This is a genomic window from Undibacterium sp. GW821-FHT11B02, assembly GCF_058808955.1.
In genome coordinates this window covers 94,693-108,912 of the sequence record NZ_JBXASD010000005.1, presented here as the reverse complement: position 1 = coordinate 108,912, position 14,220 = coordinate 94,693, and the positions used below count along the sequence as shown (strand labels likewise).

The 14,220-nt window shown below is 51.6% G+C and carries 14 protein-coding genes; 10 read left to right on the top strand and 4 right to left on the bottom strand.

Annotated elements, in window-relative coordinates; genetic code table 11:
- Position 1 precedes the first annotated feature (1 nt).
- On the top strand, positions 2 to 1,690 hold the full coding sequence (locus AC1RVX_RS11670) for a DUF3426 domain-containing protein (RefSeq protein ID WP_493216768.1): 1,689 nt from the start codon (positions 2 to 4) through the stop codon (positions 1,688 to 1,690).
- Between the two features lie 55 nt (positions 1,691 to 1,745).
- Here AC1RVX_RS11670 and AC1RVX_RS11665 read toward each other — a convergent pair whose 3' ends face one another.
- Positions 1,746 to 2,678, bottom strand: a complete 933-nt coding sequence (locus AC1RVX_RS11665) for a pseudouridine-5'-phosphate glycosidase (RefSeq protein ID WP_493216767.1) — start codon at positions 2,676 to 2,678, stop codon at positions 1,746 to 1,748.
- Positions 2,675 to 3,778 (bottom strand): carbohydrate kinase, encoded by a 1,104-nt coding sequence (locus tag AC1RVX_RS11660; protein WP_493216766.1) that lies wholly within the window; start codon positions 3,776 to 3,778, stop codon positions 2,675 to 2,677. Before AC1RVX_RS11660 ends, AC1RVX_RS11665 begins: the two co-directional genes overlap by 4 nt.
- Before the next feature lie 412 nt (positions 3,779 to 4,190).
- On the opposite strand from AC1RVX_RS11660, the gene AC1RVX_RS11655 reads away from it, so the two are divergent.
- The gene (locus tag AC1RVX_RS11655; protein WP_493216765.1) at positions 4,191 to 4,517 is read left to right on the top strand and encodes a collagen-like protein; all 327 of its coding nucleotides are present in this window, start codon (positions 4,191 to 4,193) and stop codon (positions 4,515 to 4,517) included.
- A gap of 68 nt (positions 4,518 to 4,585) precedes the next feature.
- Positions 4,586 to 4,777 carry a Thivi_2564 family membrane protein gene (locus AC1RVX_RS11650; protein ID WP_493216764.1) on the top strand — a complete coding sequence of 64 codons (192 nt, stop codon included), beginning with the start codon at positions 4,586 to 4,588 and terminating at the stop codon, positions 4,775 to 4,777.
- A gap of 118 nt (positions 4,778 to 4,895) precedes the next feature.
- On the opposite strand, the gene AC1RVX_RS11645 is transcribed toward AC1RVX_RS11650, so the two are convergent.
- Complete coding sequence (locus AC1RVX_RS11645) at positions 4,896 to 5,168, bottom strand: SRPBCC domain-containing protein (protein ID WP_493216763.1); 273 nt, start codon at positions 5,166 to 5,168, stop codon at positions 4,896 to 4,898.
- Entirely contained in the window at positions 5,114 to 5,329 is a 216-nt protein-coding gene (locus AC1RVX_RS11640) for an SRPBCC family protein (protein WP_493217124.1), read from the bottom strand. The genes AC1RVX_RS11645 and AC1RVX_RS11640 overlap by 55 nt, the downstream gene beginning before the upstream one ends.
- A gap of 477 nt (positions 5,330 to 5,806) precedes the next feature.
- Between AC1RVX_RS11640 and rbsK the strand changes: the two genes are divergently transcribed.
- The 7 genes from rbsK to AC1RVX_RS11605 all read left to right on the top strand — a co-directional run bounded on the left by rbsK (position 5,807) and on the right by AC1RVX_RS11605 (position 14,103).
- Positions 5,807 to 6,736 carry a ribokinase gene (rbsK, locus tag AC1RVX_RS11635; protein ID WP_493216762.1) on the top strand — a complete coding sequence of 310 codons (930 nt, stop codon included), beginning with the start codon at positions 5,807 to 5,809 and terminating at the stop codon, positions 6,734 to 6,736.
- Between the two features lie 337 nt (positions 6,737 to 7,073).
- A complete protein-coding gene (locus AC1RVX_RS11630; RefSeq protein WP_493216761.1) occupies positions 7,074 to 8,078 on the top strand; it encodes a BMP family lipoprotein in 1,005 nt (334 codons plus the stop codon).
- Positions 8,079 to 8,199: 121 nt separating this feature from the next.
- Positions 8,200 to 9,729, top strand: coding sequence for an ABC transporter ATP-binding protein (locus AC1RVX_RS11625; protein WP_493216760.1), 1,530 nt, complete (start codon positions 8,200 to 8,202; stop codon positions 9,727 to 9,729).
- A 113-nt stretch (positions 9,730 to 9,842) separates the two neighbouring features.
- Entirely contained in the window at positions 9,843 to 10,925 is a 1,083-nt protein-coding gene (locus tag AC1RVX_RS11620; protein ID WP_493216759.1) for an ABC transporter permease, read from the top strand.
- A complete protein-coding gene (locus AC1RVX_RS11615) occupies positions 10,922 to 11,893 on the top strand; it encodes an ABC transporter permease (protein ID WP_493216758.1) in 972 nt (323 codons plus the stop codon). Before AC1RVX_RS11620 ends, AC1RVX_RS11615 begins: the two co-directional genes overlap by 4 nt.
- 362 nt (positions 11,894 to 12,255) lie before the next feature.
- Positions 12,256 to 13,248, top strand: coding sequence for a nucleoside hydrolase (locus AC1RVX_RS11610; protein ID WP_493216757.1), 993 nt, complete (start codon positions 12,256 to 12,258; stop codon positions 13,246 to 13,248).
- A gap of 12 nt (positions 13,249 to 13,260) precedes the next feature.
- A complete protein-coding gene (locus AC1RVX_RS11605; protein ID WP_493216756.1) occupies positions 13,261 to 14,103 on the top strand; it encodes an isopenicillin N synthase family dioxygenase in 843 nt (280 codons plus the stop codon).
- Positions 14,104 to 14,220 lie beyond the last annotated feature (117 nt).

Below are 14,220 nucleotides of genomic sequence, written 5' to 3'. Positions count from 1 at the left end.
AATGGCACTGGCGACCCGCTGCCCCCACTGTCAAACTGCCTTCAAGGTAGCCAATGACCAGTTGAAATTGCATGCGGGTCTGGTCAGGTGCGGCTCATGTCAGCAAACCTTTAATGCGGTTGAAAACCTGATTCCAACCGATGGCCAGAAAACACCAGCTACACCTGCAGCTGCGGGCCAAGCGGCAAAAATAAGCACTCCAGCAGTAGCCAACACCCCAGCCCAACCTCTGACACCAGTTGCAAATACTGCCGCAGCGCTTATACCAGCAGACAAAAAGTCGGTGGCTACCGAGCCAGTTGCGCCCGCTGCCGCTGTTCCGCCGCCCACTTCTGCATCTGCCTCCAGCGCCGCTCCATTGGCGAAGCCAGTAGCAGCCACACCTGTGCCTGCCGTTGAAGCAAGCCCGGCACCAAAAATTAATGTGGCAACCGAGAAAGAGCACGCAGTCGATCCACACGTACCTGCTAAATCTGCAATGCCTGCGGCGAGCACTGTACCTTTGGCATCGCCGGACACGACCAGGTCCCAAGCCAGCAAACCCGGTGAAGAAGTGTTGGCCGCCATTTCCAAAGCAGAAAAAGAATTTGAAGCGGAAAATCTGGACAACTCCAAGATAACACCAGTTACCCCCGCTCAAGCTGCCTCTGCTGCATCCACTATTGCCGCAGCAACCGGGACTAAAGCTGGAAATGCCGCAAATGCCAATCCAGTACCGGTTAAACCAATTGCCACAACTACTGCAACGCCAACTGCCACTCCTGAAATTAGTTCATCTGCACTTGATTTCGACTTGGGGGACGGTAGCTTCCCCACATCAACTGAAGAAGTCAGTGACAACGACGTCACAAGAGCTGAACTGGAAACCCGTGCGGCACTGATGGACCCGCCGACGGCAGACTGGTCCATGAACGAAGGTGCAGAAGACACACCTGCAGCGACCGATACTGTGGCACCGATTACGGCGACCAAGGTCTGGCGGCACAAAGAAAATGCCGGCAGCATGGAAGCCGATTCAACCTCACAGACTGAGGCTGCAATCGATCTGCCTGAAGATGAAAATTCCAGAAAACCGTATATCGGTGCTGAAGAAGCTGCGCTGGCAAATCAGGCTGCCATCAGCGAAGATTCAAGCAGTGATACGGATGAGGATGAGGATGAACATCGACCCAATTTTGTCATCCAGGCTGAAAAGCAGCAACGGCGTAAACGTCTCACGACCATCACGCTGACGCTGATGGTACTCCTGCTTTTCCCATCGCTGCTGGCACAAAGTGCATATGTTTTCCGTAGTCAGCTGGCAGCCTGGCTGCCCGAGAGCAAGCCGTATTTGCAGCAAGCCTGCAAGCTCTTGCAGTGCCAGGTCAATTTGCCGGCACAAATTGAACAGATCACGGTTGAGTCGAATGAATTGCAAGCCCTGGCACCAGACAGGAATGTCTTTTTGCTGGTCATGCAAATACAGAATCACAGCAGCATCGTGCAGGCATGGCCAACGGTAGAGTTGGTATTGAACGATGCCAAAGACAAGGCAGTATTGCAACGCGTATTTGGCCCGGATGAATACCTGAGCGAAAAAGACAAACTGGCAAAAGGCTTCACCGCAGGCAGTGATCAGAATATCAAACTGTATTTTGAATTACCCAAGCTGAAAGCGGCGGGTTATCACGTCAGTGTCTTCTACCCCTGACCGCAAGGTATTTCCTAAGCGGTGACGGCACACTGTGCCGCGCCGCTTCAAGTTTTTACGCCGTACGCTTGCGCAAATGATGCAGGGCCAGTGCCAGTCGTGCACCAACTACCGCATTATTCTTCACCAGAGCAATATTAGTGTCGAGGCTGCGTCCACCCGTCAATTGCTTGATACGATTGAGCAGAAAAGGGGTAATCGCCTTCCCCTTGATGCCCTGCTCGTCTGCTTGCTGCAAAGCTGACAGTGTAATACTTTCAATTTCTTCCCTTGGCATGGCTGCCACTTCCGGTACTGGATTCGCAATCACCACGCCACCTGCCAGACCCAGCGTCCATTTGGCGTGAATGAAGTCAGCCTGCTGCTCTGCCGTATCCAGTTGAAAATCAGCCTGATAAGCGCTGTCCCTGGTAAAAAATGCCGGGAAAGCTGCCTGACCTACACTGACTACGGGAACGCCGTGGGTTTCCAGATATTCCAGCGTCAGACCGATATCAAGTATGGATTTGGCACCAGCACACACCACCGCGACTGATGTCCTTGCCAGCTCCTGCAAGTCAGCAGAAATATCGAAACTGGTTTCGGCGCCACGATGCACACCACCTATACCGCCGGTAACAAACACGTCTATGCCAGCCAATGCGGCACAGATCATGGTGGCGGCCACGGTGGTGGCACCCAATTTATTGTTCGTCAGGGCATAGGCCAGGTCACGGCGGCTCACCTTCATTGCATCGGGGGATTTGCCCAGCATTTCCAGTTCCGAGTCCGACAAACCTATGTGTATCTTGCCATTCATGATAGCGATGGTAGCGGGTACGGCACCGCGGTCACGGATGATCTGTTCCAGCTCGCGTGCAGTCTGTACATTCTGCGGATAAGGCATGCCGTGAGAAATAATAGTGGATTCCAGCGCCACCACGGGTTTGGCCGCCAAACGGGCAGCACGGACTTCATCCGACAAGACCAGATAAGATGATTGCATCATGTTTCCTCACTAAAAATATGTTGATCCAGCGATGGTGCAACCGTCGCCTCGCTTTGTATGGTCAGTGCAGCCAGCCTCAAACCACGCCGGCATGCCAATCCCAGATCATCTGCGTTATGGTACAAAGACCAGGCAACACCGGCAGAAAAAGCATCGCCGGCACCGGTCGCATCTTTCACACTGACTCGTGGTGCGGCAAGATGACTGATGCCATTCTTGCCAGCAGGGTCGGTATATAAAACACCATCGCTGCCAAGGGTAATGATCACATCCCGGGCACCGCGCAGTTGTAATTGGCGGCAGGCCACAGCCATGTCCTGTACTTGCGGCAGACTGTGCCCTGCCACAGTTTCCAGTTCGCCACGGTTCAATATCAGACAGCGCAGACCCCGCAATTGCTCAGGAAGGCGCGCCATCTTGGGCTGCGACACCGCAACCAGTAGCAGTGGACTAACCTGCAAATAAGCGTCCTCCAATAACAAGCCTATGCTATCTGCGGGTAAATTCAAGTCTGCAATGGTAAATGCAGCGGCACTGCGCTGGGGGCTACGGCTGCGCAGATATACGGGCGTCATGGCTTCACAGCATTCCATATGTGCCAGTGCCAGCACCATGTCGCCATCATCATTCAGCAAGGCGGTATAACTACCGCTAAGGGCACCGGGAATTTGCAAGCTGGCCCTGGCATCCACGCCAACGGACTGTGCCTGCGCCAGGATGCTCTGCCCCGCAGCATCATCGCCTACGGCACACAATAAATTGACAGGCAAACCCAGGCGCGCCAAATTTTCTGCAATATTGCGTGCCACACCACCAAAGGCTTCATGCTGACTCACAGGATTGGACGTGCCCATCTGCATAGGCCCGAGTGTACGCATTTTGCGATCAATATTTGCGCCACCTATACATACCACGGGGCGTTGATCCGGCAAGACATACGCTCGCCCCAACAGGAGTTTTTCACGTATCAGTGCGGCGACATGGCCCGCCACGGCAGAACGCGACAAGCCAAGCTGGTCCGCCAGATCCTGCTGAGAAATAAAAGGATGGGCAGCAATCAACTGATACAGCTGTTCTTTTTTAGAAATAGCGGAGCTCATGGCAAAGTTTTAATCGGAAAAATCGCAAACAAACAATTGTTCAACAACATAAACATTTGTCTTTTCAATGTCAATCAAATTGTTTCCAGGAAAAAAAATCCCGCATACCTTGCGGCAGCGGGTTTGATCACTATTCATGAAAGCCGATACTGATTTGTTGTTTGTACCACCTATCAAATCTTGTCTCAGCAACCTCATTTACATCACTCTTTGCAACACTTTTTATTACCGGTCCAGTAAATATAAAGCAAAACTAATTTCCAATATGTTTGCCAGCGCACGGAATATAACTGTTTTTACCTGCATCCTTGGAAAAGTGCAGGTGACATGAGCAAGCGTGAGAAATCTTTCTCGCCCTTTGCCGGCTCTGCTTCTGTTTTCCCTTTATTTGCATACAACCAAGGTTCCTACCATGAAATTATCCATTCTTTTACTGTCACTTCTTGGCGTTTTGGCGACTACAGCATGTGATCGCCAACCGGCCCAAGTAGTCGTTCCAGTTCCTGTGGCAGTACCTGGCCCGGCTGGTGCGCCCGGCGCACCCGGCGCTACAGGTGCCACTGGAGCACCCGCCTCGGTAGGTGCCACTGGCGCTACAGGCGCAACTGGTGCTGAAGGCATGCAAGGCGCGACCGGTGACAAAGGTGTTCCAGGTTCACCCGGCTATGACGGTGCCAAAGGCAAAACCGGCGAACCCGGCAAACCTGGTGACACCATCGTTGTTTTACCCCAAAAATAATTTACTGCCCTGATCCAACCCCAAAAGTGCAGGCATTGACCTGTCAGCACCTTACCTGAGGAGGAAATATGAACCAGATCATCAATCTCATTATCTATCTTGTCGTCTTCGGGCTGATCTGGTGGCTGGTGGGCATGCTTCCCCTACCTGCCCCAGTTGGTCAAATAGTGCGGGTGCTCTTCATTATCCTGCTCATTGCGATCATTTTGTCAGCGCTGGGGATCATGCCTGGCATACACATACCGGTAATTCACTGGTAGCTCCGATCCAAAATTACCGTTTGGTGACAAACAAAGATATGAAAAAAACCGCTTGAAGCGGTTTTTTTCTGCCAGAAAATCTGCCTGCCCTCTTGCCTGAGTTGGCTGCAACACCGGCCTAACCACCGTCCAAATGCCGCAAGACCTCAGTTGACAGACGATCAAGGTTTTGTTCGTTGGCAGGAACGACGATGTGCGCAATACTGCTGGCAACATCTGGGTTCTCAAAGACCTGAGACCAGGAGACAACCGTCCCCGTCGCCGACGGAGCCAGCTCTATGGTCAGGTGAAACTTTGGCTCGGATACGTGTTGAATAACAAGTTTCCCTGGCGATTCTATGTCTGCAAAAACACTTTCGTTTGGATAACTTTTGCCATCTGGTCCGTGCATGACAAACGACCACCGTCCACCATTTCTGAACTCACAAGCAAGGAAAGTATTGGTGAAACCAGATGGCCCCACCACAAAGCTAAACGTTCAGAATCACTGATCGCTGCAAAGACTTGCTCTACGCTCGCCTGGATTTCACGAGATGTATTGAATGTGTCCATCGGTGTCCTCTCTTCTTTAATTCATAATTCCAAAGAATTTAGTATGATTCAGTACCTAGTCAAGACAGGTATGCTCCAATTGGTGTCAGGTTCAATTACCCCAGAATAATTACCATTAAAATAATAAATTAAGCAAATATTCGTAAATATATATGATCAGGATATCGAATTTGACATCTTTCCGAAGCAGCCCCACAATCAGGCCGCTTTGTCGAAATCATAAAGTCATTCTTGTTTGCAAATGTAATAACTTTATAATGAATTCATACTGGTGCGACGCAGCAAAATTCTATTCAGAAGTTGCCGCCATCAAAGACTGAAAACAATGCCAACTACAGGGTTGTCAGCTAGCCGCGTCTTTGCACATTTTTTGACCAAAAATCGAGATTGCGCTTGACGTTAAACAGCACCCATAGTTAAATACGAAATCGATTGCGCAAACGATTGCGCGACACTTTTTTATCGAGAAAAAGCATCATGAAGCCACGCATAACTGTAGTCGGCAGTGTCAATATGGATTTGGTTTTCCGCACGCCACGTATGCCAGCCGTAGGTGAAACCCTGCATGGTCACGAATTCAGGCAGATCCCTGGTGGTAAAGGGGCGAATCAGGCCGTTGCCGCCGCCCGTCAGGGAGCGCAGGTCAGCTTCATCGGTGCTGTGGGTGATGATGGCTTTGGCAGTTTTTCTCATGATTGTCTGGCAGCCGAAGGCATGGAATTGAGCCACCTGGCCAAAGTGGCAGGCGTGGCAACCGGCGTTGCTGGTATCCTGGTCGATGACTGTGGCAACAACAGCATCGTGCTGGCAGCAGGTGCAAATGCCACGCTGACCAGCACTCAGGTGGAAGCCGCCACCGCCGCCATCGCTGGTGCACAACTGCTGGTATGCCAACTTGAAACCCCGCTGGTAACCGTCACACGCGCAATAGAAATTGCACGCGCCAAAGGGGTCAAAGTCATCCTGAACCCCGCCCCCGCACAAGACCTGAGCGACGCCTTGCTGGCCCAGGTTGATTATCTGATTTTGAATGAAACAGAAGCATCGCAACTGAGTGGTGTCTCAGTGATCGATCAGGCCAGCGCCAAAGCTGCCTCAGAACAAATCTTGCAACGTGGTACAGCGACCGTCTTGCTGACCATGGGTGAACATGGTGCCTTGATTACCGAGAGCACAGGCAGCCAGTTCATCCCGGCCGTGAAAGTGGATGTGGTGGACACCACAGCCGCTGGCGACACGTTTGTCGGTGCCTTCGCCGTTGGTATTGCGAATGGTCTGAGCCTGATAGATGCCAGTCGCGAAGCGCAATACGCCGCTGCATTGACGGTCACCAAGCTGGGGGCACAAACTTCGATCCCATTACGTCAGCAAGTGCTGGAATTCATGGCGGTCAGAAAAGCAGCTTGAATACCTGACGTAGATACAAGATTTGGCACCAAAAGTGGGCACCGGCAGTCAATAAGGTTCGATTAAAGGTTCGATTAGAGGCTTGATTAAATCCCAGTCAGTACCCTATTGATGCACCACTGCCAGCCCGAACACAGTTTTTGATAAAATTTTGCCCTCGTGACTGAAACGAAATGTCTGCACCATGTTAGGCTTGCACAGGCTTTCCAGGCTGGCTCCATAGCAAGGATAACCGGCTTAGCGGCAGCGAAACATGGTTTTTAATTGGGGTACCGCATGCACATGACTACGTGGCTTCACGCGCATCGGCACTATGACATCTGAATAAGGAAATTTCATGAAACTCAAGCACATCTGCCTGTCCCTGGCAACCCTGATGGCTTTCGGTGGTGCAGCCAGCGCTTATGCTGCAGATCTTAAATTTGCAGTCATCTATGATGCGGGCGGCAAGTTTGACAAATCCTTCAATCAGTCGGCGTCCGAAGGTGCTGAGCGTTTCAAGAAAGAAACCAAACTCAATTTCCTCGAAGTACAAGTTGCCAGCGACACCCAGACTGAACAGGTCTTGCGTAATCTGGCCCGTAAAAACGTGGATTTGATCGCCGCCATTGGTTTTGGTCAGGCACAGGCCGTACAAAACATTGCCAAAGAATTCCCTAAGACCAAGTTCGTCGTCATCGACGGTATTGCAACTGGTGACAATGTCAGCTCCGTCCTGTTCAAGGAACAAGAAGGTTCTTACCTGGTGGGTGTGGCCGCAGCAATCGCCAGCAAAACCAAAAAAGTTGGCTTTGTCGGTGGTATGGACATACCGCTGATCCGCAATTTTGCCTGTGGCTATACGCAGGGTGCGAAAGCAACTGAAGCCAAGATCGAAGTCGTACAAAACATGGTCGGCACCACCACAGCAGCCTGGAATGATCCGGCCAAAGGTGGAGAGCTGGCACGTGCCCAGTTTGAACGCGGTGTGGACGTGATCTTTGCCGCTGCCGGTGGCAGTGGCCTGGGCACGTTGCAGGCAGTCAAAGAAAAAGGCAAGCTGGGTATAGGTGTGGACTCCAACCAGAACTATATGCACCCTGGCAATATGCTGACTTCCATGGTCAAGCGCGTGGATCAGGCCATCTATGACAGCTTCATGCAACTGAAAAACGGTAACTGGAAAAACGGTATCCAGTACAAGGGTTTGAAAGAAGGCGGAGTTGATTGGGCGCTGGACAAAGATAATCGCAGCGTCGTCAGCGTCGATATGGAAAAACGCGTGAACGCCGCCAAGCAGGACATCATCAGCGGCAAGGTCAAGGTTGTTGATTTCCGTGAAGGTAATAAGTGCCCGGTCTGATACCGGGTAGCAGCCAGTAGTCAAGTATAAGGGGCGCAGTATCTTTTTAAAGATGCTTTGCGCCCTGATTGATGTTTAGACCCCATCTGTCGCAGATCGTATTTTAAAGAAACGCTAAAGTATGCAGCCAGCAGTCGAATTTCAACAGATCTCCAAACGCTTTGGTGCGGTACAAGCCAATCGTGATGTGAGCTTTTCCATTGCGCCTGGCTCCATCCATGGCGTAATCGGTGAAAACGGCGCAGGCAAGTCCACGCTGATGAGCATATTGTATGGCTATTACCACGCGGACAGTGGCAAGCTGCTCATCAATGGCACAGAACAAAGCATCCGCAACAGTCAGGAAGCGATTAACCTGGGCATAGGCATGGTACATCAGCATTTCATGCTGGTTGAGAACATGACCGTACTCGACAATGTCATGCTGGGCATGGAAGGCGGCTTTCGCCTGAAACCGCAACGCCATGAAGTCGAAGCGAAGCTGCGCGAAATTTGCAAACGCTACACCCTTGATGTAGACCCGCTGGCGACGATACAGGATCTGTCTGTAGGCGTACAACAAAGGGTGGAAATCCTCAAACAGATTTACCGCAGTGCGAATATCCTCATCCTCGATGAACCGACTGCCGTGCTGACAGTACAGGAAACAGCTTCGCTGTTTGAAGTGCTGCGCCTGTTCAAGGAACAGGGCAAGACCATCATCCTGATCACCCACAAACTGCAAGAGATTTTAGAGATCACTGACCAGGTCACGGTCATGCGTGCAGGCACCGTCATCGGTTCTGTCGCTACCGCTGACACCACAACCACCCAGTTGGCCGAGATGATGGTGGGTCGTCCCATCGTCACCCATTTGCCGCGTGCTGCCTATGCGCCAGGCGAGACGGTGCTGGAGGTGAAGGATCTGAACCTGGTGAATTCACAAAAGATCAGCCTGTTGAAGAACGTCAGTTTCAATATCCGCGCCGGTGAAATCGTGGCGATTGCAGGCGTGTCTGGCAATGGCCAGAGTGAATTACTGGAAATCTTGAGCGGCATGCGCCTGCCCACCAGCGGCAAGCTGCAAATGCAAGGCAAAGATTTGCCGTTTGCAGGCCGTAAGGATGCTGACGGCTTGCCGGCAACTTTCCGCGGACTGGGTATAGGCCACGTGCCGGAAGACCGTTTACGCGATGCCGTCATCAAGAATTTTTCCGTCATGATGAACAGCTTTCTGGGTTACCAGAAAAAACTGGGCAAGTCTTTTGGCTTACTGGATTACAAAAGCATCTTAAAAAATTGCACCGACTTGCTGGCCAAATTTGATGTGCGTCCGGCTGATCCGCATTTGCGTATCGCCCTGCTGTCTGGCGGTAATCAACAAAAAGTGGTAATGGCACGTGAGATTGCCGCCAACCCCAAATTGATGCTGGTGGGCCAGCCTACCCGTGGCGTTGATATAGGCACGATAGAAAGCCTGCATACCCGCCTGCTGGCGATGCGTGATGCCGGCATTGCCATCTTGCTGGTATCGGTGGAACTGGAAGAAGTGCGTGCCCTGGCGGACCGCATTCTGGTCATTTCTGGCGGTGCCATCACGGGTGAATTAAAGGCCGAAGAATTTGATGCAACCGAGATAGGCTGCCTCATGGGTGGCATACATACTCACTGAAGCAGACGAGATAGCAAACGAGATAGCAAACTATAAGCAGGCGACAAACTCGATGGAGCCTTAGCAGGCACATGTAAGAAACAAAGCGAACACAGACAAGCGACCAAACAAAGATGAATCAAGCCGACCTCCCACGCTGGGCCACTGCATTTGCCCTGCCGCTGTTAAACCTGTTCTCTGCCTTATTGGTCGCGGCCGGTGTGATTTATCTGCTCGGTGAAAGCCCGACAGAATGCCTGGGCATCCTGATCAATTCTGCGGTACTGAACCCTGAAGGTCTGGGTTATACCCTGTTTTATGCAGCAACCTTTATCTTTACCGGTTTGTCAGTATCGGTTGCCATGCAAGCTGGTTTATTCAATATCGGTAGCGAAGGTCAGATGTATGTCGGCGGTCTGGGTCTGACCCTGGTCTTGCTGTGGCTCGATTCCAGCCTGCCAGGCTGGTTATTGATACCACTGGCGATGCTGGGCAGTGCAGCCTTTGGTGCAGCATGGGCTTATTTGCCAGGCTACCTTCAAGCAAAGCGCGGCAGCCATGTGGTGGTGACCACCATCATGTTCAACTTCATCGCTGCCAGTTTGATGAACTATGTGATTGTCAGTTTCCTCATCCCTGCAGGTCAGCAAAATACGGCCAGCCGTATGTTTGCCGATGCATCCTGGTTGCCCAAGCTGAACGGCATTTTGCCAATACTGGGTGAAACGCCTTTGAACATCAGTTTTGTATTGGCGCTAGTAGCCCTGGTGATTTATGGCATGGTGGTCTGGCGGACAACCTGGGGTTACCAATTACGCGCCACTGGCCTGAACCAGCATGCGGCCCATTATGCCGGTATCTCTATCAGCAAGACCATTATCATCACGATGATGATATCCGGCGCGCTGGCGGGCCTGGCAGCGGTGAATTCCGTCATGGGTTCTACTCACTACCTGAATCTGAACTTCCCTGCCGGTGCCGGTTTTATCGGTATCGCGATTGCCCTGATGGGACGTCAGCATCCGCTTGGTATTTTGCTGTCGTCAATTTTGTTTGGCGCGCTGATACAGGGTGGCTTCGACTTGTCGCTGGAAAAAGCCAATATCCCGCCAGAGACGTTTATCTTTATCCAGGGTCTGATCATTCTGTTCTGTGGCGCAATGGAAAACCTGTATGCTCCTGCCCTGTCTGCCCTGCTCAAGCGTAAGGAAAAATGATGTTTGATGATTTCCAATTTTCCAGCATCCTGGTATCGACCATACGCAATGCGCCAGTGCTGATGTTTGCTGCCATGGCTGGCCTGTTTGCAGAACGCAGTGGTGTGGTTGACCTGGCACTCGAAGGCAAGATGCTGGCTGCCGCCTTTGTATCTGCTGCAGTGGCGTTTGCGACCAAGAGCCCCTGGTTGGGTATTTTGGCTGGCCTGGGTATCTCCGTCGCCATTGCTCTGCTACAGGGCTTTGTCAGTATCACGCAAAAGGGTAATCAGCTAGTCGCAGGTATTGCCATCAATATCGCCTTAAGTGGTTTGACTTTTGTGATCGCACAATACCTGTTCCAGCAAGGTGGCCGTACCCCTGATCTGGGTGATGCGCGCCTGTTTGATATTGTTTTTCCTGGCTCTGACGCTGTTGCCGGCATCCCCGTCCTTGGCTGGTTGTATACCAAGCTCATTGGTGGCCATAGTGCCCTCGTGTATCTGGCATTTGCCTTGATACCTCTGGTTCACTGGATCTTGTACCACACCAGCTTTGGCCTGCGCCTGCGTGCCGTCGGTGAAAACCCACATGCGGCTGATGCAGCAGGTATTAATGTAGAACGCACCCGCTTCATGGCCATGCTGTGCGCCGGTGTATTGTGTTCATTTTCTGGTGCCTATTTATCCATCGTGCAAAGCGGTTTCTTCTTGCGCGATATGTCAGCCGGTAATGGTTACCTGGCTTTGACAGCATTGGTATTTGGTAACTGGCGTCCGCTATACACTGCCATGGGCTGCCTGATGTTCGGCTTCTTCGCTGCGTTGCAGGTACAGATAGAAGGTGTGGTTTTTCCAGGAATAGGAAAGGTACCAGGCTCCCTGATACAGATGATTCCTTACGTCGTGACCGTAATCGTATTGGCAGGCTTGATGGCAAAATCCGTCGCCCCGAAAGCGATAGGTCAGCCGTTTGTGAAGTCACGGTAATTTAAAAAACATAAGACCTCTCACCACAGAGGCACGGAGACACAGAGGGGCACAGAGAAAAGTGAGTGAAGAGCCGAAGTGTTAGCTTATTCGTAGGTTGGGCTACGGTTTATCAGCCCAACACTCAGCCTACAATTGACGAATACATTATTGAAACGCCGAGTGTTGGGCTGATAAACCGTAGCCCAACCTACACTATTGCAACCTACACGGCTTTTCTCATGCCTCTCTCTGTGTCTCTGTGGTAAAGCTTTTCGGCCTAACAATATTTCGACCTCCTTGAACCGGGTCAACTGCAACAATTCACATCGCGACTGGGTTCTGCCCAATGGCCAGCCGGTGTAATTTTGGAGAGCATCCACATGTCAACAAAACATAAAGTCATATTTGATACTGATCCAGGCGTCGATGATGCAATGGCCTTGTACTTTGCACTGGCCCATCCGGATATCGACGTGGTCGGCATTACCACTACCTTTGGTAACGTTCACGTAGAACAGGCAACCACTAATGCACTGTACCTGACGCGCATTGCTGGTCGTTCCATTCCGGTAGCACAGGGTGTACCTGTACCTTTCGCCAAAGCGCCTGGCACGCCGCCAGATTTCATCCACGGTGCTGACGGTTTGGGTAACCTGAACAGCCGTATTGAAGTCGGTGGCAAGGCAGAAGTAGAAAGTGCAGCTGAATTCATCGTCAAGATGGCACGTCAGCATCCAGGCGAAATCACTCTGGTCGCGGTTGGCCCATTGGGCAACCTGGGCCTGGCATTGAAGATGGAACCACAACTACCCAAGCTGTTGAAGCAGGTTGTGCTGATGGCGGGTACGGTTGATGAACCAGGTAATGTCTCGCCCGTGGCAGAGGCGAATGTCTGGAATGATCCAGATGCCGCTGACCTGGTATTCACCGCAGGTTGGGACCTGACCATGGTAGGCCTGGATGTCACGCATCGCGTGGTCTTGCCTTCCACTTTCTTTGCACGCCTGGCAGAACAGCATAAACACGTGGCGATGGATACCCTGTCGCATGCGGTGAACTTCTATGCCAACTTCTACCAAAGCATACGCCCTGATCTGGGTCATGCCTGCTACGGCCATGATGTACTGGCTTTTGTCTGGCTGGTGGCACCACAGATTTTCGAAACCAACTCTGGCCGTGTACGCGTTGCCAAAGAAGGCATAGGCAATGGACAGACCATGATGGCAAAACTGCCTATTCCCTATCCACAAGCAGGTTGGGAAGCCAGCAAACCGGAAACACGCGTCTGTATGAAAGTGGATGCAGAAGCATGTAAGCAATTGATCGACGCAACGCTGTCGTCAGGTTGGTTGCAGGCACCATTGGCTAAATAAAGGGGGCACATCATGTTTATCGAACCAGTTGATTATCGCGCGCCCGACGCAGCGATAAAATTCACCGAAAGCCTGCACCGTACCGGCTTTGGTGTATTGACCAATCATCCTCTGTCGCAAAGCTTGCTGGAAACCATTTACAAGGAGTGGTATGATTTTTTCCAGACCGATGCAAAAAACAAGTATGACTTTGATCCCGAGAAAATGGATGGCTATTTCTCGCCAAAAATTTCAGAAACAGCCAAGGGCCAGACCAAGCGTGATCTGAAAGAGTTTTATCATATCTACCCAACGGGTCGTTATCCATCTGAAGTGTCGGATGCAGCCCGCAAGTATTACGACGATGGTGCCAAATTGGCAGCAGAGTTGTTGCAATGGGTAGAAGATCACTCACCTGCTGACATCAAGGCCAAGTATTCCATGCCCCTGTCAGATATGATCACCGACAGCGATCTGACCCTGCTGCGCGTTTTGCATTACCCGCCACTGCGCGGCGATGAAGAACCTGATGCAGTGCGTGCCGCCGCCCACGGCGACATCAACCTGTTGACCCTGTTGCCAGCCGCAACACAAGCTGGCTTACAAGTGCAAGGCAAGGATAATGCATGGCATGATGTGCCCTGCGACTTTGGCATGCTGATTGTGAATATCGGCGATATGCTGGATGAAGCTTCTGAAGGTTACTATCCATCGACTATCCATCGCGTACTGAACCCTACCGGTGAAGAAGCGAAAAAATCACGTATCTCGCTGCCGCTGTTCCTGCATCCACGTCCTGACGTGGTATTGTCCGAGCGTCATACTTCGGGCAGTTATCTGCAAGAACGTTTGCGTGAACTGGGCGTGAAGAAATAAGTTTTTATACCAGGTTCGCAAATAAAAAGCGCGCATCAGTTTCCTGATGCGCGCTTTTTTGTTGGGTGCGCCACGCGCACCATTTCCCCATGCCGGAAATATAAGAACGGTGCGCAT

Coding starts and splice junctions, on each gene's coding strand:
- AC1RVX_RS11670 (WP_493216768.1), top strand. CDS start 2: ATGGCACTGGCGACCCGCTGCCCCCACTGTCAAACTGCCTTCAAGGTA.
- AC1RVX_RS11665 (WP_493216767.1), bottom strand. CDS start 2,678: ATGATGCAATCATCTTATCTGGTCTTGTCGGATGAAGTCCGTGCTGCC.
- AC1RVX_RS11660 (WP_493216766.1), bottom strand. CDS start 3,778: ATGAGCTCCGCTATTTCTAAAAAAGAACAGCTGTATCAGTTGATTGCT.
- AC1RVX_RS11655 (WP_493216765.1), top strand. CDS start 4,191: ATGAAATTATCCATTCTTTTACTGTCACTTCTTGGCGTTTTGGCGACT.
- AC1RVX_RS11650 (WP_493216764.1), top strand. CDS start 4,586: ATGAACCAGATCATCAATCTCATTATCTATCTTGTCGTCTTCGGGCTG.
- AC1RVX_RS11645 (WP_493216763.1), bottom strand. CDS start 5,168: ATGCACGGACCAGATGGCAAAAGTTATCCAAACGAAAGTGTTTTTGCA.
- AC1RVX_RS11640 (WP_493217124.1), bottom strand. CDS start 5,329: ATGGACACATTCAATACATCTCGTGAAATCCAGGCGAGCGTAGAGCAA.
- rbsK (WP_493216762.1), top strand. CDS start 5,807: ATGAAGCCACGCATAACTGTAGTCGGCAGTGTCAATATGGATTTGGTT.
- AC1RVX_RS11630 (WP_493216761.1), top strand. CDS start 7,074: ATGAAACTCAAGCACATCTGCCTGTCCCTGGCAACCCTGATGGCTTTC.
- AC1RVX_RS11625 (WP_493216760.1), top strand. CDS start 8,200: ATGCAGCCAGCAGTCGAATTTCAACAGATCTCCAAACGCTTTGGTGCG.
- AC1RVX_RS11620 (WP_493216759.1), top strand. CDS start 9,843: ATGAATCAAGCCGACCTCCCACGCTGGGCCACTGCATTTGCCCTGCCG.
- AC1RVX_RS11615 (WP_493216758.1), top strand. CDS start 10,922: ATGATGTTTGATGATTTCCAATTTTCCAGCATCCTGGTATCGACCATA.
- AC1RVX_RS11610 (WP_493216757.1), top strand. CDS start 12,256: ATGTCAACAAAACATAAAGTCATATTTGATACTGATCCAGGCGTCGAT.
- AC1RVX_RS11605 (WP_493216756.1), top strand. CDS start 13,261: ATGTTTATCGAACCAGTTGATTATCGCGCGCCCGACGCAGCGATAAAA.